This is a genomic window from Ochrobactrum sp. MYb379 (assembly GCF_037479515.1).
In the GTDB taxonomy this organism is placed as follows: domain Bacteria; phylum Pseudomonadota; class Alphaproteobacteria; order Rhizobiales; family Rhizobiaceae; genus Brucella.
In genome coordinates this window covers 146,073-164,324 of record NZ_JBBGYW010000002.1, presented here as the reverse complement: position 1 = coordinate 164,324, position 18,252 = coordinate 146,073, and the positions used below count along the sequence as shown (strand labels likewise).

Sequence of the window (18,252 nt, the reverse complement as noted above, 5' to 3'; positions counted from 1 at the left end):
TCCCGCCCTTCTCATTTACAATATAGATCGCAATCAGTCGATCTTGCTGGTGGCGCGGTCGATGACAGCCTGCGGGAATTCAACGCCCATCTTCTTGGCTGCACCAAGATTGATGACCAGATCGGTACCCTTGGCGATTTCAACCGGAATATCGCCCGGCTTTTCACCCTTCAGAATGGCCACGACCTTTTCGCCGGTCTGCTTGCCAACATCGTAATAGTTGAAGCCGAGAGCTGCAACGGCACCGCGCTTCACGGAATCCGTGTCAGCAGTGAACAGTGGCAACTTGCTTTCTTCCGCCACACCGACAGCGCTTTCAAGCGCTGAAACGATGGTGTTGTCGGTTGGGACATACATTGCATCGGCACGGCCAACGAGCGCACGGGCTGCACCCTGAACTTCTGCTGACTTAGTGGCCGCCGATTCAACGATTTCGATGTTTTCAGCGCTCGCGGCTTCTTTCAGTGCTGCAAGAAGTGAAACCGAGTTTGTTTCGCCGGAATTGTAGAGATAGCCGAGCTTCTTGATGTTCGGCATTACTTCCTTGATGAGCTTGATGTGCTCGACAACCGGCGACATGTCGGAAAGGCCCGTGACGTTGCCGCCCGGCTTTGCCATGTCCTTGACAAGCTGCGCGCCAACCGGATCGGAAACTGCGGTAAAGACAATCGGAATATCACGCGTTGCAGAAACAACAGCCTGAGCCGAAGGTGTCGAAATTGGAACGATGACGTCCGGGCCATCACCAACAAACTGACGTGCGATCTGTGCGGCGGTTGCCGGATTGCCCTGTGCCGACTGATAGACGAAGGTGAGGTTTTCGCCTTCTTTGAAGCCAGCAGCAGCCAGCGCATCTTTAACACCGTCGCGCGCAGCATCGAGTGCCGGATGTTCGACGATAGCAGTGACAGCAACCGTCACATCCTTAGCCTGCGCCGACGTGGCAAGAGCTGTTGCGGCCAGCAAGGCCAGAAGCATAGAACGCATGAAAAATCTCCCCTGTTTTGGTGCGTTGCCTGTGAAGGCATTTTGTTGGCTTACACCCGAATGTTCAACAACGGCTATCTGCCGGAATTGAAGGTTTATCCACCTGATAACAAGGCTTAATCGGGTCCGTATAGACTGTCAACGTGTCCGCATTACCTGTTTTAATACGCCGCTATATTCTGTTTCATGAACACTGTGTTCAGCCCACTTTCAATGGCTATCGTGCAGAGCCATATTCTGCGAGAACACTTTAAAAGTGCCTCCCCACGCACAGGACGGGCGCTCACAGAACGGGCACTTGAGGAAAATGAATATGAAAAAGATAGGTTTCCTTTCATTCGGACATTGGTCGCCTTCGCCACAGTCGGGCACCCGCTCGGCAAGTGATGCGCTTTTGCAGTCGATTGATCTGGCAGTTGCAGCTGAAGAACTGGGCGCAGACGGTGCTTATTTCCGCGTGCATCATTTTGCCCGTCAGCTTGCATCGCCATTTCCGCTGCTGGCAGCTGTTGGTGCAAAAACCAGCAAGATCGAAATTGGCACGGCCGTTATCGACATGCGCTACGAGAATCCGCTTTACATGGCGGAAGATGCGGGTGCCGCCGATCTTATCTCGCAAGGCCGCTTACAGCTTGGTCTGAGCCGTGGCTCGCCAGAGCAGGTGATCGATGGCTGGCGCTATTTCGGCTATGCGCCTGAAGACGGCGCAAGCGATGCGGATATGGGCCGTAAACATGGTGAGGTTTTCTTTGACGCGCTAAAAGGCGAAGGCTTTGCCAAGCCAAACCTGCGTCCGATGTTTCCGAACCCTCCCGGCCTGTTGCGTCTTGAACCGTATTCGGAAGGCTTGCGCGATCGTATCTGGTGGGGTGCCGGTTCCAATGCAACAGCACGCTGGGCTGCAAAGCTTGGTATGAATTTGCAAAGCTCGACGCTGAAAGATGATGAAACGGGCGAGCCGTTCCATGTCCAGCAGGCCGCGCAAATTCGTGCTTATCGTGAAGCTTGGAAAGAGGCCGGGCATACCAGAACGCCACGTGTTTCAGTAAGCCGAAGCATCTTTGCGCTGGTTGATGATCGCGACCGCGACTATTTTGGTGGTGGCAGCAAAGATCAGGACTCTGTCGGCTATATCGATGAGAATACCCGCGCTATCTTTGGTCGCTCCTATGCGGCTGAACCGGATGCGCTGATCAAAGAGCTTGCACAGGACGAAGCGGTTGCTGAAGCCGATACGCTTTTGCTTACTGTGCCAAACCAGCTTGGCGTGGAATACAATGCGCACGTGATTGAGGCGATCCTCAAGCATGTGGCACCCGCTCTCGGCTGGCGCTGAGTTGCTTTATCAGAGCGCATCCCGAAAGCTGTTTCACAGTTTTCGAGACGCACAACCGCCTCGCAGGATAACATTCTGCGAGGCTTTTTATTGGGTGCAAACCTTTGTTCTGACATGTTTAAGAGGATCGTTTAAAACCTGCCAGAAACTCTGGCGGTTGCTCCAAGCGCATTTTCCCGGGTTGCAGTACGAATGAGATAGGGCGTGAATGACAGATCGACTGTGTCATTGATAGCATAGATCAGACTTGTGGATGCCGAACCTCGAGTGTGGGCAAAGTCAGAGCTGAATACCAGTCCGCCGATATAGTCTGCTCTTGCGTTAAACTCCGGATCGTCGTGCGAAAGATCTTGTTCGATTTCGATATTGGCGGACCAGCGAAGCCGGTTGTTGAGCGTTGCCGTATAATTGGCTCCTGCATAAGCAGTCGTGAGCCGATAGGTCATATCGCTATATGTGAACGGAAACTCCGCATTGGTTTCGGTGTAGCCGTCCATGGATACATCGCTATAACGAAGGCCACCATAATAGCCGAAATGCGCATCGTTAAAGTTTAGATTTTCAGTGCGTCCGGCTTCCAGCGTCGTGCTCCAGCCTTGCACGCGGCTTTCGCCGGTTCCGGCTTCGGTATAGTTCAGGCGGGGTCGCATAATATCGGCATCGTAGCGGTTGGCGGCGAGGCTAAAACGCATATACCATTCGCCGGATTTGGTCTTGTCTTGCCACTGCGCATAAGCGCCGCCGCCGAAATTGTCGCTGCCGGAATTATAACCGTCTGGTTGCTGACGCCAGAATGAATGCGCCAGCGTCAAACCAGCTGAGAAGTTTTCTGTAAAGCCATGGCCCAGAGTTAAGCCAGATAAGAGGTCTCGCTGATCGCCAAATCCGCTAAAATCCGTGAATTGCGTGAAACAGGTCTTACCTGCTGCATCTACATTGCAGACCCCTTGCAATTTATTGAGTGTGAGGCGCTGCGCTTCCATTGCGGAGAAACCAATATTGGCCAGCTTAAGAACTGTGGCAACCGTGTGATCGACGTCGATGATCACAGGCGCCTCAATTGATGGTTCAGTTGGCGATGGACTAGCTATGGGGCCAGTGCCGGGATTTTCTTCAGGTGTTGTTCCCTGATCGGTTCCGCCTCCGGTTTCAGGTTTCGGCTCAGCCCCGGGATCAGTTGGCGGGGTTCCAGGGTTGATCACTGGATCAATAGCAGGTTCACGTTTGGGGAATTTCCACAAGGTCGCATGAAGATCGCCATCTGCCGTTTCCGCCATTCCTGCGATGACGCTGCCGTCGTCAGAAATATCCCATGCAACTGCGCTGGTGCCGCCAATGGTTCCAAGGTCGACCATGCCGTCACGTGCGGTCCAGTGGAAGGCATGCATTGCCATAGTGTCTGTATAGCTGTAACCGACCACGGCACTGCCGTCAGCGGACGTGCTCAGAGCCTGAGAAATCCCCCCGCCAAACGAGCCGAGGCTAATCATCCCCGTTTGTGCGGTCCAGCGAAATGCCTGATTAAAGCCGTTATCGAAAATGGCCGCTCCGGCGACAACATTTCCATCGCCAGAAACCAAATCTGCGATGCTTTGTTGAGAACCCAGAAGCGAATGTATATTGACCATTCCGGTCTGCGTCGTCCAACGGAATGCATGCTGTTGGCCGTCGCTGGTATCACTGGTTCCGACGATAACTGATCCGTCGGATGAAACACCCCGGGCTGTTGAGTTATTGCCGCCAAGACTTCCGAGGCTGAACATTCCTGAAGCTTGTGTCCAGCGGAATGCTCTTGTTTCAAAAGTTTCGATTGCTGAATATCCAACAATGGTGCTGCCATCAGCGGACACAGCATTTGCGAAAGATACCTCTCCACCCAGAGTACCAAGACTTAAAATTCCGTCTTGAGGTGTCCATCGAAAAGCAATTGTTGCGTTATTGTTGGTCTGGCTATCTCCCGCAACGACATTTCCGTCTGATGAAATACTGTTGGCATAAGAAGCAGCTCCTCCGAGCGTGCCTATGTCGATCATGCCTGTATCGAATGACCACCAGAAAGCGTGGCTTTCTGTTGCGTTGATATTGCTGATGCCTGTTGCAGCAACCCCGTTTGCCGAGACGGCCATGAGTGCGGTTCCACCAGCGTCGATGAGTGATCCGATATCCGTTATTCCGTCTGGAGTGACGATAAATGATTTGTCGTAAGCGCCACTGGAAGACATACGGCGCACGCCAAATACTTTTCCGTTTGCAGACACACTGACCGCATCAGCACGAGCCCCTCCAAATGAGCCATGAACCTCATAAACAGGAGCTTCTGCAAATGCATAAGAACTCAGTGATACAAGTATTGATGAGTTTAGAATTATCTTATTTACTAACATAAATTTAACTCATCTCTACACAAGACTGTTATAATTTAAATACAACAAACCGATAGTCGTTAGTTTTGATATTTTTGTTTGATTGAAATGTAAAAATCAAGTTAATTTTTACTATTTGAAATATATGTTATTATTATAAATAATTGATATTAAATATGTTATTTGAATAGAGTATATTTGATTTTCATTTTAATTATTGCTTATTAAGAGATGATAAATTTACTTAACATAAATATATATGAATATTATCTTTGCTGGTTTATTTCACACCGTAAATAGCCAGCAGAGTTTTCATCCTGATGATTGCAAGTTCTGGATTATCCAGCACGTGCGCCTGATCTGCGAGGCGAAAAATATCAGCATAATGCAAAATGCCGCGTGCCGATTGCATTCCTGCAGGCATGGTGAAATGGCTTTGGTGCCCGTTGAGCCAGGCGAGAAACACAACGCCTGCCTTGTAATATTGCGTTGGTGCTTCAAAGATTTTGCGTGACAGAGGCACTGTTGGCTCGATGATTGCGCGGAAGCGGGCATTGTCGCTATCGGCAAGAGCGGCGAGAGCGCTTGAAGCCTGTGGTGCTACGGCGTCGAAAATGCCAAGCAGCGCATGGCTGTGCTTGTTGCCATCGCCTTCGATCAGCGGTGCATAGTTGAAATCATCGCCCGTGAAACAGAGGACGTCATCAGGGAGCCGGTTGCGCAGTGCGATCTCGTAGCGCTCTTCGAGCAGTGAAATCTTGATGCCTTCAACCTTGTCGCGATTGGCCTCTATAATGCTGATGACCGTATCAAGCGCGTCTTCAAACTTGTCTGAACCCCAGTAACCTTTGAGTTGTGGGTCGAACATGTCGCCCAGCCAGTGCAGTACGACCTTGTCGCGGGCATTGGAGAGAATATGCCCGTAAACTTTTGCGTAATCATCAGGTGATTTTGCAATGCGGGCGAGCGCGCGGCTGGCCATCAGAATGAAACGACCACCGTGTTTTTCGATGAATTCAGCCTGAGTTTCGTAGGCCTTGATCACGTCATCAAGGCTTTTTGCCTCAGACGGATCAAGATGGTCGGTGCCAGCGCCAGAGGCCAGATCAGCGCCTGCTACGGTTTTGCTTTCTGCTAGTGAGCGGCGGATCAATTCCTGAGCGCCAGCCCAGTTGAGACCCATGCCGCGCTGCGAGGTGTCCATCGCTTCCGCAATCTGAAAGCCGAGGCTCCAGAGATGATGCCGGAAGGCCATGGTCGCATCCCAGTCAATCGCTGGGTCGTTCCATGGATTACGGTCTCTAAGGGGATCTGACACAACATGCGCGGCTGCATAGGCAATGCGGTTAAAACGCGGAGGAGATGCAGGGCGCGGCGTCGGGGTGCCAATCAAGCGATAGGGTTTTATACCACCATCTGCGAATGGCAGGCTCAGCATATTTTCCGACGATGCATACATGTCAGTCCTCCAACTCCACGACGACATGAATAATTTAGATCGTTCCAAATTTCAAGAAGATGCTTAAAAAATGCGATTCCAGAGCCTGATTTTTCATTTTAGCATTGCAAAATGCTTCAAAAATTAAGGCAAGCTGATGTTAACAATATGGCAATTCCGTGTTTACTAAAAAAGTTGACAAATTTGGATCGTTCCAATTAACTTAAGGGAACAGGAGACGGATATGAGCAAGAGCAGCATCACGGTCATCGATATCGCACGCGAAGCAGGCGTGTCGAAGTCGACTGTATCGCTTGTTCTGCGCGATAGTCCTCTGGTTCATGCCGAGACCCGGGCTAAGGTTCAGGAAGCGATTGAGAAGCTCGGCTATGTCTATAATCGCTCAGCCGCCAATCTCAGGCAGTCGAAATCGAAGATCATCGGGCTTGTGGTCAATGATCTGACAAACAGCTTCTTTGCCGAGCTTGCCGTAGGTGTTGATCGTGTCATGCAGTCGGCAGGTTATGTGCAGTTTCTCGCTAATACAGCGGAAAGCATTGATCGCCAGCGTGAGGTGATTGCTTCGATGCGTGAGCATGGCATTGCAGGGCTGATTGTTTCGCCGGCGCGTGGCACCGAGGCTAGTGATCTGAAACCATTAGCAAAAAGTGGCCTGCCAGTTGTTCAGATGGTGCGTGATGTGCCGGGATCGGGTGTGTCGTCCATTGTTTCAGACAATCGCGGCGGCGTGGCAAAGGCAGTTGAGCATTTGGTGTCGCTGGGGCATCGCGTAATCGCTTTCATGGGCGGCTATGCTGATACCGCTGTTTTTGCTGAACGCGTTGCGGGCTATCGTGCGGGGCTTGAGCAGGCGGACATCGCGTTTGATGATGCGCTGGTCTTCACGTCTGCGCCTTCACGCGCAGGCGGTGTTGAAGCAGTTGAGCGCATGTTGCGGCACGGCATGAAGCCGACGGCAGCAGTGTGCTTCAATGATGCTGTGGCTTTTGGAGTCTGCGATGGTTTGCGCGCTGCAAATCTGGAACCAGGCCGGGATTTCGCAGTGGTCGGTTTTGACGATGTGATCGAAGCAAAGACCGCTGTTCCGGCACTGACAACTGTGGCTGTTGATCCGCAAGGTTTGGGAGAACGTGCGGCGCAGCTTTTGCTTAAACAAATCAATTCGGAACGGGTGGAGGCGGAGGCGCAGCGCTTGGCGGTGCGTCTTGCGGTGCGTGCAAGTTGTGGTGCGCAATCTAAAAAGGAGGAGAAATTCGCATGGCAAAGTGGGGCCTTATAGGCGCAAGCACCATTGCAAAAGAATGGGTGATCGGTGCCATTCGCGCCACTGGCGGCGAAGTCGTTTCCGTCTACAGCACCAATGCTGAGCGTGGCGAAACCTATGCACGCGAGAACGGTATTGGCCGCTCGGTGACAAGCCTTGATGCGCTGTTGTCTGATCCGGAAATCGACGCTGTCTATATCTCCACCACCAATGAACTGCACCGCGATCAGGCGATTGCTGCCGCCAAAGCAGGCAAGCACATCCTCTGTGAAAAGCCGCTGGCGCTGACGATTGGCGATGCCCACGAAATGCTGAAAGCAGTGCGTGAAGCGGGCGTTGTGGCGGGCACCAACCATCACTTGCGCAATGCTGCAAGCCACCTCGCCATGCGTGATGCGATCTCTCAAGGCAGGATCGGCAAGGTGCTGGGCGCGCGGGTTTTTCATGCGGTTTATCTGCCGCCCCATTTGCAAGGCTGGCGCATTGAACGCCCTGATGCGGGCGGTGGTGTGATCCTCGATATTACAGTGCATGATGCTGACACATTGCGCTTTGTGCTGGGTGAAGACCCGGTCGAAGCTGTGGCTTTCAGCCAGCAGGGTGGCTTAAGCGGCGCAGGGCTGGAAGACGGTGTGATGGGTGTGCTGCGCTTCTCCTCCGGCGCGATTGCTCAGTTCCACGATGCGTTCACCACCAAATATGCGGAAACCGGTTTTGAAGTGCATGGGCGTGAAGGCTCGCTCATTGCACGCAATGTCATGACGCAGAAGCCCGTGGGAACCGTCATTCTGCGTGACAAGGATGGCGAGCACGAATTGCCGCTCGACCAGAAGAATCTCTACGAAACCGCCTTGCTGGCCTTCCATAATGCGATTGCGGGCAAAGGCCAGCCATCAGCCACACTGGAGGATGGCATCTGGTCGCTGGCGACCGGGCTTGCCGTGCTTGAGGCTGCAAAGACCGGCAAGGCCCCGACCGTTCATTCAGGACTGTGAACATAATGAGCAAACATATTTCATTTGCTGAAGCAGCCGCACTCATCCCCGACAATGCTGTTGTTTCGGTTTCTTCATCGAGCGGTCTTGGCTGTCCAGATATGATGCTGAAAGCCATTGGCGAACGGTTTGATGAAACCGGTCATCCCCAGAATATCACCACGCTGCACCCAATTGCTGCGGGCGATATGAGCGGCATTAAGGGCGTTGATTACATCGCCAAAAAGGGGCTTCTTAAAAAGATCATCGGTGGTTCTTATCCGTCAGGGCCATCAAGTTCTGAGCCGCCGCTGATCTGGCAGATGATCACCAATAACGAGATTCCGGCCTATAATATACCGTCTGGTATTCTGTTCGACATGCATCGTGAGGCAGCTGCTAAGCGTCCCGGTGTACTGACCAAAGTGGGGCTTGATACTTTCGTTGATCCCAAGCGTCAGGGATCGGCAATGAACGACAAGGCGCGTGAGGAGCCGGTCGTCAAGCGGGTCAGTTTTGAAGGTGAGGACTGGCTCTATTTCCCCAATATCGTGCCGCATGTGACGATCATCCGCGCCACCACTGCCGATGAACGCGGCAATCTCACTTATGAACATGAGGGTGCTTATCTTGGTGGGCTGGATCAGGCGCTGGCTGCGCGCAACAATGGCGGCATCGTCATTGCGCAGGTGAAGCGCATTGCCAAGGAAGGCACGCTGAAACCGCATGATGTGCGCGTTCCGGGCGTTCTGGTTGACTATATTGTCGTTGATCCTGATCAGAAACAGACAACGCAGACACTTTACGATCCGGCAATTTCCGGCGAGATTTTCCGTCCGCTTGATACGTTCCGCTTGCCTGAATTTAATATTCAAAAGGCGATTGCGCGGCGTGTCGCACAGGAGTTGCAAGCGGGAAGTGCTGTCAATCTTGGCTTCGGTATTTCCGCCAATGTGCCGCGCATTTTGCTGGAAGAAGGTCTGCATGGGGCCGTAACATGGGTGATTGAGCAGGGTGCAGTTGGCGGCGTGCCACTTCTCGATTTTGCCTTTGGCTGTGCGTCGAATGCCGATGCTTATATGCCGTCACCCTATCAGTTCACTTATTTTCAGGGCGCAGGCTTCGACGCCTCGCTTCTGTCCTTCCTTGAGATCGGACGCGACGGCTCGGTCAATGTGTCGAAGCTGTCATTCCGTCCGCATGTGACGGCTGGTGCTGGCGGTTTTGTTGATATTACTGCAAGGGCCAAGAAGATCGTTTTCTCCGGCATGTTCAATGCAGGGGCGAAATTGTCGGTCGCTGACGGTAAGCTGGTGATCGAGAAGGAAGGCAAGCTTAAAAAGCTCGTAAATGAAGTTGAGCATGTCACCTTCTCCGGTCCGCGTGGCGTCGAGCAGGGACAGGATATCACCTATGTCACCGAACGCGCCGTCTTGAAGCTGACGCCAGAGGGCATTGTGCTCACAGAGATTGCGCCGGGTGTGGATTTGCAGACGCATATTCTGGACCAGGCCGAGTTTCCGCTGATTGTTTCGGACCAGCTTAAACTCATGGATGAGGCACTGTTCCGTGACGAGCCGATCGGGCTTGAATTGCAGCAAAAGCCTGCGCGAAAGCTGGAGGCATAAATGGCTCAACGGATAGATATCTCGATCGAGAACCACATCGCCGTCATGACCATCAAGCGGCCCGAAAAGCTCAATGCGTTTGATATCGAGCTTTTGCAGGAATTGTCTGCGGCCTGTGATCGGGTGGAAGCGGAGTGCACCGTGCGCGTTGCGATCCTGACTGGCGAAGGCAAGGCTTTTTCCGCAGGCGGCGACATCAAGGCCTGGGGCGGCATGGAACCGGCAGAATTCGGCCATGCCTGGGTGCGCTACGGTCATCGTGTGTTCGAGCGGCTTGCGACTTTGCGTGTGCCGCTAATCGCAGCGATGAATGGTCATGCTTTGGGTGGTGGTCTGGAACTGGCAGGTGCCGCCGATATCCGCATTGTAGAGCGACAAGCAAAAATCGGCCTGCCGGAAACATCGCTTGGTATGATCCCCGGCTGGTCGGGCACGCAGCGTCTTGTGCGCCGTTTCGGTGCGCAGATCGTGCGCCGCATGGTGCTGGGTGGCGAAATGTTTACCGCAGACGAAGCGCTGTCGCATGGGTTGGTCGATCATGTGGTGGAGACGGGTGCAGCTCTGCAAGCCGCGCAGGACTGTGCGTTGCGGGTGGCCAAGCGCGGACCGGCTGCGCTTGAGATTTCCAAACTGATGCTGTCGGTCGCCAATGGCGAGGATAATGGCAGCGCAGTCGAGGCGCTAGGTTCCATCCTCGTCGCCAAGACCGGCGATCTGAACGAAGGCGTGCGCTCGTTTACCGAAAAGCGCGAAGCGAATTTTGAAGGAAAATGGTAATGAGCATTGTCGTAAAGCCACAGCCGCTGAATGGGTTGGAAGTCCGTGAATTCTCCATGCTGATTGATGGCAAATGGGTTGGAAGCCAGAGCGGTGAGACAATCGAGCGTGTGGCTCCCGGCCATGGCGTTACCGTGAGCCGCTATCCTGCTGGCAATAAAGCCGATGTGGAGCGCGCGGTTGCGAGCGCGCGTAAGGCTTTCGATGACGGGCGCTGGTCGTCTAAAACGGCTTCGCAGCGTTCGCTGATTTTGCTCAAAGCTGCCGATCTGATCGAAGCGCGGGCCGAAGAGCTGGCCTATCTCGATGCAATTGAAGCGGGTAAGCCGATTTCTCAGGTGCGTGGTGAGATTGCAGGATCAGTTGATATTTGGCGCTATGCGGCAGCACTGGCGCGCGATCTGCATGGCGAGAGCTACAATAATCTGGGCGATGGGACGCTCGGCGTCGTGCTGCGCGAGGCAATTGGCGTTGTGTCGATCATTACGCCGTGGAATTTCCCGTTCCTGATCGTGGGCCAAAAGCTGCCATTCGCACTCGCTGCGGGTTGTACGGCAGTCGTTAAGCCTTCGGAGCTGACTTCCGGATCAACATTGTTACTCGGCGAAATTCTGGCTGAAGCAGGCGTCCCTGACGGTGTCGTCAACATCATCACCGGGACCGGTGCGGACGTTGGCCAGCATATGAGCACGCATCCGGATGTGGACATGGTATCGTTCACCGGCTCGACTGGTGTGGGCAAGCTCACCATGGCCAATGCGGCGCAGACGCTGAAGAAAGTGTCGCTGGAACTTGGCGGAAAGAATCCGCAAATCCTGTTTCCGGATGCGGATATGGATGCCTTTATCGATGCTGCCGTGTTCGGCGCATGGTTCAATGCGGGCGAGTGCTGCAATGCCGGTTCGCGGCTGATCGTGCATCGCTCGATTGTCGATGAGATTGTTGGGCGCGTCGCTGATCTGTCGAAGACAGTGATCGTCGGCGATCCGCTCGATGTCAGCACGCAAGTGGGCGCGATCATTACGCCACAGCATTTGAGCAAGGTCGGCGCTTATGTGGATCAGGCGAAAAAGGCAGGTGCAGCAATTGCCCATGGTGGTGATGTGCTGGATCTCGGTCTTGGCCAATATATGGGACCGACCATTATTGCAGGTGTGAAAGCCGACATGGCCGTTGCGCGTGAAGAAGTGTTCGGGCCGGTTCTGTCGGTGCTGTCTTTTGATACAGTGGATGAGGCGATCTCCATTGCCAATGCGGTTGATTATGGCCTGTCGGCCGGCGTGTGGAGCCGCGATTTCGACACTTGCATGAACATTGGCCGCAAGGTGCGGGCTGGCACTGTCTGGATGAACACCTTCATGGACGGCACGCCGGAACTGCCGTTTGGTGGTTATCGCCAGTCGGGTCTGGGCCGCGAATTGGGTCGTCATGCGGTGGAGGATTATACCGAGACCAAGACGCTCAACATGCATATCGGTGCGCGCACCGGCTGGTGGATGCCGCAAGCAAAATAAAGGAGTGACGGCTTTGGGAGGACAGCCGGATATCGTCATCATCGGATCGGGTATCGGTGGCGCAACAATGGCCGCTGGTCTGGCCACATCACGTGCGGAGATTCTTATTCTTGAGGCAGGTGAGCATCTGGCTGACAGGCCGGAAAACCGTGACCCTCGGGCCATTTTCCAGCGAGGTTTCTTTCGCCCCAAAGAGCTTTGGTATGAGACCAATGGCACGCCGTTCAATCCCGGCAATTATTATAATGTCGGGGGCAATTCCAAATTCTATGGCGCCGTGCTGGTGCGCTATCGGCGTGAGGATTTTGACGAGCTTGCGCATCTCGAAGGCGTGTCTCCGGCGTGGCCTTTTGGCTATGACGAGCTTGAGCCGTGGTATTGCAAGGCGGAAGAGCTTTTTCAGGTTCGCGGTGAATTGGGCGATGATCCGACCGAACCGCATCATTCAAAACCTTATTCTTATCCGGCCATCCGTGATGAAAGCCCGATTGCTGATGTGCGGGCACGGCTGAAGAAGGCGGGGCTGCATCCGGCTTCCCTGCCGCTTGGCGTTGATATTGAGCGCTGGCTGGCGAAGGCAAAAACGCCGTGGGACGCGCATCCCAACAGCAATGATGGCAAGATGGATGCGGAGACTTGTCCCTTAGCACTTGCGCTCAAACATCCGAATGTCAGTCTTGAAACTCAAGCGCGGGTGACGAAGTTGGAAACCGGGCCGGATGGCAAAACCATTACGGCAGTTCATTATGTGAAGAACGGCGAGGCGCTGGTCCTGCGTCCAAAGATGGTCATTCTGTCCGCGGGAGCGGTGCAGTCAGCAGCACTTTTGTTGCGTTCTGGACTGGCGAACCGTTCCGATCAGGTGGGCCGCAATTTCATGAACCACAATGCCAGTGCGGTGATCGGGTTTGATCCGCGTTATCGCAATGACAGCGTTTACCAGAAGACTTTTGGCTTTAACGATTACTATCTCAGCGACGGAGCAGGCGGGCCGCCACTCGGCAATGTGCAATTGCTGGGGCGGGTGTCGGGTGCAGTCTTGAAATCGAGCATGCTGCGTGTGCCGGAATGGTTTTTGAACCGCATTGCCGGGCATACGATTGATTTTTACGCGATGAGCGAAGATCTGCCATCGCCGGAAAGTCGCGTGAGCGTGGATGGTGAACGCATCACGCTTCATTGGGTGCGGACCAATTGGAAAGCGCATCTGATGCTGGTTGATAAGCTGAAATGCGCGTTGCGACAGGCAGGATTTCCAATCGTGCTGTCGCGCGCTTTTGATCGCCGAACACCATCGCATCAATGCGGCACCGTGCGTATTGGTCATGATGGAGCAACAGCGCCGCTTGACCCCTACTGCCGCGCTTATGATCACCCCAATCTCTTTGTTGTCGATGCGTCGTTTCTGCCGACTTCGGCAGCGGTCAATCCCGCACTGACCATTGCGGCGCAAGCTCTGCGCGTATCCGACCATATTCAAAGGGAGATACTGGCATGAACCGTCAAAGACCTGTGGCACTGGTGACTGGTGGGCGGCGTGGTATCGGGCTTGGCATAGCGCGCGCTTTGGCCGCCAAAGGGTTTGATCTGGCGATTACCGACCGTGAACGTGATGAGGCGGTTGTCCATGAATTGCGCGGGCTTGGGGGAAAGGTGGCTTTCTTTGAAAGCGATCTGGCGTCTATCGAAACGCATGAAGCGACGGTTGCAGCCGTTGTGAATGAACTTGGGGGCATCGATTGTCTGGTCAACAATGCAGGTATGGGTTCGGTTGAGCGCGGTGATTTTATTGGGCTGAAACCTGAGAATTTTGACACGATTATTGATGTGAACCTGCGCGGTACGGTGTTTTTTACGCAAGCGGTGGTGAAATCCATGCTGGCGGTGACGGATGTGCGGTTTCCGCGCAGTATCGTGACGATCAGTTCGGTTTCCTCTGTGATGACGTCGCCCGAAAGGCTTGATTACTGCATCAGCAAAGCGGGTCTGACAGCCTTTGTGCAGGGGCTTGCTCTGCGCCTCGCAGAAGCACGGATCGGTGTGTTCGAGGTGCGTCCCGGTATCATCCGCACGGATATGACAGCGCGTGTTGCCGAACGTTATGATGGACTGATCGAAGGTGGTCTGGTGCCGATGAAACGCTGGGGCGAGGCAGGCGATGTCGGCGCTATTGTGGCCGGGCTTGCAGGTGGTGACTTCATTTTTGCGACGGGCTCGGCGATCAATGCCGATGGTGGCCTGTCGATTGCGAAGCTTTAGTTTCTCGGGAGGAGAAACGCATGAAGTATGACTATATTATTGTTGGCGGCGGTCCTGCCGGTTGCGTTCTCGCCAATCGTCTGAGCGAAGACGCAGCGATAAAAGTGCTGCTGCTGGAAGCAGGTGGAAGCGACTGGAATCCGCTGTTTCACATGCCTGCCGGTTTTGCAAAGATGACCAAAGGCGTGGCCAGCTGGGGCTGGGAAACCGTTCCGCAGAAGCATCTCAAAAACCGTGTGTTGCGCTATACGCAGGCGAAAGTTATCGGCGGCGGCTCCAGCATCAATGCGCAGATTTACACACGCGGCAATGCAGCCGATTATGATCTATGGGCTGGTGAAGACGGCTGTACCGGCTGGGATTATCGCCATGTGCTGCCCTATTTCAAACGCGCCGAAGACAATCAGCGTTTTAACGATGATTTTCATTCCTATGGCGGACCGCTGGGTGTTTCGATGCCGTCTGCGCCATTGCCGATTTGCGACGCCTATATCCGCGCCGGTCAAGAACTCGGCATTCCGTATAATCCTGATTTCAATGGTCGTGAGCAGGCAGGTGTCGGCTTTTATCAGCTTACTCAACGCAACCGCCGCCGTTCATCGGCGTCACTTGCGTACCTCTCCACTATCAAGAACCGTAAAAATCTCACCGTGCGGATGAATGCGCCGGTGCGCAGTATCGATCTGGAAAAGACCCAAGTCACCGGCGTAACGCTGATGAGCGGCGAGGTCTTGCGCGCAAACCGCGAGGTGATTGTCTCGTCCGGCGCTATCGGCTCACCGAAGCTTCTGCTGCAATCGGGCATTGGTCCTGCCGATCATCTTAAAAAGGCTGGCGTTAATGTGAAGCATGATCTGCCGGGTGTGGGTGAGAACATGCAGGATCACCTCGATCTGTTTGTCATTGCCGAATGTACGGGCGATCACACCTATGATGGCGTGGCAAAGCTGCATCGGACTCTGGGCGCTGGCCTGCAATATATGTTTCTGCGCTCTGGTCCGGTGGCGTCCAGCCTCTTTGAAACGGGCGGCTTCTGGTATGCGGACCCGGATGCCCGCTCACCGGATATTCAGTTTCATCTGGGGCTTGGTTCGGGCATTGAAGCTGGCGTCGAGAAGCTTAAGAATGCAGGCGTGACGCTTAATTCTGCCTATCTACATCCGCGCTCGCGTGGAACCGTGCGGCTGGCTTCCAATGATCCGGCTGCAGCACCCCTGATTGATCCGAATTACTGGAGTGATCCGCATGATCGCAAAATGTCGCTTGAAGGTCTGAAGATCGCGCGCGAAATTATGCAGCAGGACGCGCTAAAGCCCTATGTCATGGCGGAGCGTCTGCCGGGGCCAAAGGTCGTCAGTGATGATGATCTGTTTGATTATGCCTGTGCCAATGCCAAGACCGATCACCATCCTGTCGGCACCTGCAGGATGGGGACGGATGCGATGGCCGTTGTCGATCTGGAACTCAAAGTGCGCGGTCTGGAAGGTCTGCGCGTTTGTGACAGCTCCATCATGCCACGCGTTCCGTCATGCAACACCAATGCACCGACCATCATGGTCGGCGAAAAGGGTGCGGATATTATTCGTGGTCTCGACCCGCTACTGCCCACTGTGTTTTCATGGGAGAAAAACGAACACAAGCGGCGCGCGCGCGGTTAGTCTTCGTTGACCTCAAAACGCAGATAGCCAGCAATGCCTGAACCCTTGTGGTTCGGATTGTCGGATGGGTGGTTCACGCCGTCATTGACCGGAATGACCTTGAAGTCGAAAGGTGAGACGCCTTCGAGACAGGCGACATTCACGCCAAACTGATGCGGGCTGGATCTGCGTTGGTGAAACGTATAAATTCCGCATTTCGAGCAGAAATAATGCTTCGCCGCGCCCGTATTGAATGTGTAGAGCGTCAGCGCATCTTCGCCTTCCAGAACTTCAACACCGTTGAGATCTGCGGAAACAGCGACAGCACCACGCATTCGGCAATAGGAACAGGTGCAGCGGCGCGCAGTGTGAAGTCCATCGGATAGTTTGACGCGAAAGCGCACGGTTCCGCAGTGGCAGGCACCATTGGCAGTTTGAATATCAAGATTCATTTGCAACTCCTCTTTCGCCAGAATCTTATTTCGGTCTTTCTGGCTTTACCATTGGAAAAACTCAACTAAAGTCTCACTCACAAGATTTTGGGAGGGGTTGAATGAGTGGATTTGCGGTCGTCACAGGCGGTAGCACCGGTATCGGCCGACATTTGGTTCTGGCTTTTGCGGAAGCCGGATATGCCGTTGCTTTCAGCTTCAAAGGCGATGAAGAGCCCTCAAACACACTTATGGAAGAGGTGGAGGCACAAGGCGGTCAGGCGCTCGGGATCGAGTGCGATGTTGGTTCCGCTGCCGAAGTGGATGAGTTTTTTGATGAGGTTTGCAGCTGGTATGGTGATGCGCCGGACGTGCTCATCAACAATGCCGGTATTCAGGCCTGGGCACCTTTGCTGGAACTTTCCGAAGATGATTGGGACGATGTTATTCGTACCAATATGAAAGGCTGCTTCCTGAACACGCAGGCGGCAGCCAGACGCATGGTTGATGTCGGTAAAGCTGGTTCGATCATCAATATTGGCTCGGGCTGCAATAAGCTGGCTTTTCCCAATCTGGTTTCTTATACGGCCTCAAAAGGTGGGATTGAACAATTCACCAAGGTTTCGGCGGTAGAACTTGGACCCAAGGGCATCCGGGTCAATTGTGTGGCACCGGGCGCTATTCTCAACGAGCGCACGATGCAAGAACAGCCAGATTATGCGGCAAGCTGGAGCCGGATCACCCCGTTGCGCCGCGTTGGTTCTGCCGAAGATATTTCAGGGCCGGTACTTTTTCTGGCATCGGATGCTGCATGTTTCGTGACAGGTCAGACACTCTGGGTTGATGGCGGGGTATTCTCGCAAGCCAGTTGGCCTGTCTGAGCCTCGTGCTATATAACATCACAAAATTGATAGTGCTTTGTTTCAGATAAAGCAGGCTCAACAAGGAATGAATTACATGAATCCTGTCTGGAAAAAATGGATTATCAGTCTTGTTTTCGGCGTGATAATTGCTCGCGCTGGATCCACTCTTTTCGTGCCAGCAATATTGTCTCAGTTTGGTGGAGCAGGATCGGATTCAGGTAATGTTGACGCGATTATTATCGCCAGCCTGTTGGTTCAATTGATTATTATCGCCGCAGTGACGTTTTTTCTGTTGCGACTTGCAGATACGAGACTGCGTTTGGGCTGGGGCTGTTTGATACTTGGGCTGGTTGTTCTTGGTGGATTGATCGCTACTGTGGTCAGCTCTGACATAAATATATTTGAGCTTATGAAAAGCAATGCATCCGGACGCAATGATGAGATGACTGCATTCATCTTCTGGCTGATGGTGCTGGTGTTGCCGTTTGCAATCGGAGGTCTTGTGCTGACTGTTATGGGATGGTTTTTGATCTCAAGAAACGGTCAAAAGAAGATCATCTGAGGTAGCTCTCTGTCTCAAACTCTGAGTGAAGTGCAGATCGGCAGCGTGATGGTGATCCCGACTGGATTCGAACCAGTGGCCTCAAGATTAGGAATCTTGCGCTCTATCCTACTGAGCTACGGGACCAGCACTATCAATACTCCAGCCTAAGCTGTGTATTTTCCGACACATACTGTTTTTCATGGCTTTCGCCAACCC

General features: G+C 53.6%; 15 protein-coding genes and 1 tRNA gene. 11 read left to right on the top strand and 5 right to left on the bottom strand.

Annotated elements, in window-relative coordinates; translation table 11 throughout:
- Positions 1-33: 33 nt before the first annotated feature.
- Positions 34-987, bottom strand: coding sequence for an ABC transporter substrate-binding protein (locus WH356_RS04890; protein WP_339509076.1), 954 nt, complete (start codon positions 985-987; stop codon positions 34-36).
- A 313-nt stretch (positions 988-1,300) separates the two neighbouring features.
- Between WH356_RS04890 and WH356_RS04885 the strand changes: the two genes are divergently transcribed.
- Positions 1,301-2,323: an LLM class flavin-dependent oxidoreductase gene (locus WH356_RS04885; RefSeq protein ID WP_339509075.1), complete on the top strand. Its 1,023-nt coding sequence runs from the start codon at positions 1,301-1,303 to the stop codon at positions 2,321-2,323.
- Between the two features lie 131 nt (positions 2,324-2,454).
- Here WH356_RS04885 and WH356_RS04880 read toward each other — a convergent pair whose 3' ends face one another.
- Positions 2,455-4,707, bottom strand: coding sequence for an autotransporter domain-containing protein (locus WH356_RS04880; RefSeq protein WP_339509074.1), 2,253 nt, complete (start codon positions 4,705-4,707; stop codon positions 2,455-2,457).
- Between the two features lie 259 nt (positions 4,708-4,966).
- The gene (locus tag WH356_RS04875; protein WP_339509073.1) at positions 4,967-6,145 is read right to left on the bottom strand and encodes a dihydrodipicolinate synthase family protein; all 1,179 of its coding nucleotides are present in this window, start codon (positions 6,143-6,145) and stop codon (positions 4,967-4,969) included.
- Positions 6,146-6,368: 223 nt separating this feature from the next.
- Between WH356_RS04875 and WH356_RS04870 the strand changes: the two genes are divergently transcribed.
- The 8 genes from WH356_RS04870 to WH356_RS04835 are packed head-to-tail and all read left to right on the top strand — an operon-like array spanning position 6,369 to position 16,219.
- Complete coding sequence (locus WH356_RS04870) at positions 6,369-7,424, top strand: LacI family DNA-binding transcriptional regulator (protein WP_339509072.1); 1,056 nt, start codon at positions 6,369-6,371, stop codon at positions 7,422-7,424.
- A complete protein-coding gene (locus WH356_RS04865) occupies positions 7,403-8,404 on the top strand; it encodes a Gfo/Idh/MocA family protein (RefSeq protein WP_339509071.1) in 1,002 nt (333 codons plus the stop codon). The genes WH356_RS04870 and WH356_RS04865 overlap by 22 nt, the downstream gene beginning before the upstream one ends.
- Before the next feature lie 5 nt (positions 8,405-8,409).
- Positions 8,410-10,011, top strand: coding sequence for an acyl CoA:acetate/3-ketoacid CoA transferase (locus WH356_RS04860; protein WP_339509070.1), 1,602 nt, complete (start codon positions 8,410-8,412; stop codon positions 10,009-10,011).
- Positions 10,012-10,788, top strand: a complete 777-nt coding sequence (locus WH356_RS04855; protein WP_339509069.1) for an enoyl-CoA hydratase/isomerase family protein — start codon at positions 10,012-10,014, stop codon at positions 10,786-10,788.
- Positions 10,782-12,302: an aldehyde dehydrogenase family protein gene (locus tag WH356_RS04850; RefSeq protein ID WP_339509068.1), complete on the top strand. Its 1,521-nt coding sequence runs from the start codon at positions 10,782-10,784 to the stop codon at positions 12,300-12,302. The genes WH356_RS04855 and WH356_RS04850 overlap by 7 nt, the downstream gene beginning before the upstream one ends.
- A gap of 13 nt (positions 12,303-12,315) precedes the next feature.
- Positions 12,316-13,800: a GMC family oxidoreductase gene (locus WH356_RS04845; protein WP_339509067.1), complete on the top strand. Its 1,485-nt coding sequence runs from the start codon at positions 12,316-12,318 to the stop codon at positions 13,798-13,800.
- Positions 13,797-14,561 (top strand): 3-ketoacyl-ACP reductase, encoded by a 765-nt coding sequence (locus tag WH356_RS04840; protein ID WP_339509066.1) that lies wholly within the window; start codon positions 13,797-13,799, stop codon positions 14,559-14,561. Before WH356_RS04845 ends, WH356_RS04840 begins: the two co-directional genes overlap by 4 nt.
- A 20-nt stretch (positions 14,562-14,581) precedes the next feature.
- Positions 14,582-16,219, top strand: coding sequence for a GMC family oxidoreductase (locus WH356_RS04835; protein ID WP_339509065.1), 1,638 nt, complete (start codon positions 14,582-14,584; stop codon positions 16,217-16,219).
- Here the strand turns inward: WH356_RS04835 and WH356_RS04830 are convergent.
- A complete protein-coding gene (locus WH356_RS04830) occupies positions 16,216-16,650 on the bottom strand; it encodes a GFA family protein (protein ID WP_339509064.1) in 435 nt (144 codons plus the stop codon). The two genes, WH356_RS04835 and WH356_RS04830, sit on opposite strands and share 4 nt — an antisense overlap.
- A gap of 101 nt (positions 16,651-16,751) precedes the next feature.
- Between WH356_RS04830 and WH356_RS04825 the strand changes: the two genes are divergently transcribed.
- Together WH356_RS04825 and WH356_RS04820 are read left to right on the top strand one after the other, a co-directional pair.
- Positions 16,752-17,510: an SDR family NAD(P)-dependent oxidoreductase gene (locus WH356_RS04825; protein ID WP_339509063.1), complete on the top strand. Its 759-nt coding sequence runs from the start codon at positions 16,752-16,754 to the stop codon at positions 17,508-17,510.
- A 76-nt stretch (positions 17,511-17,586) separates the two neighbouring features.
- Complete coding sequence (locus WH356_RS04820; protein WP_339509062.1) at positions 17,587-18,054, top strand: hypothetical protein; 468 nt, start codon at positions 17,587-17,589, stop codon at positions 18,052-18,054.
- Between the two features lie 49 nt (positions 18,055-18,103).
- Here WH356_RS04820 and WH356_RS04815 read toward each other — a convergent pair.
- Positions 18,104-18,180, bottom strand: a tRNA-Arg gene (locus tag WH356_RS04815).
- Positions 18,181-18,252: the final 72 nt, after the last annotated feature.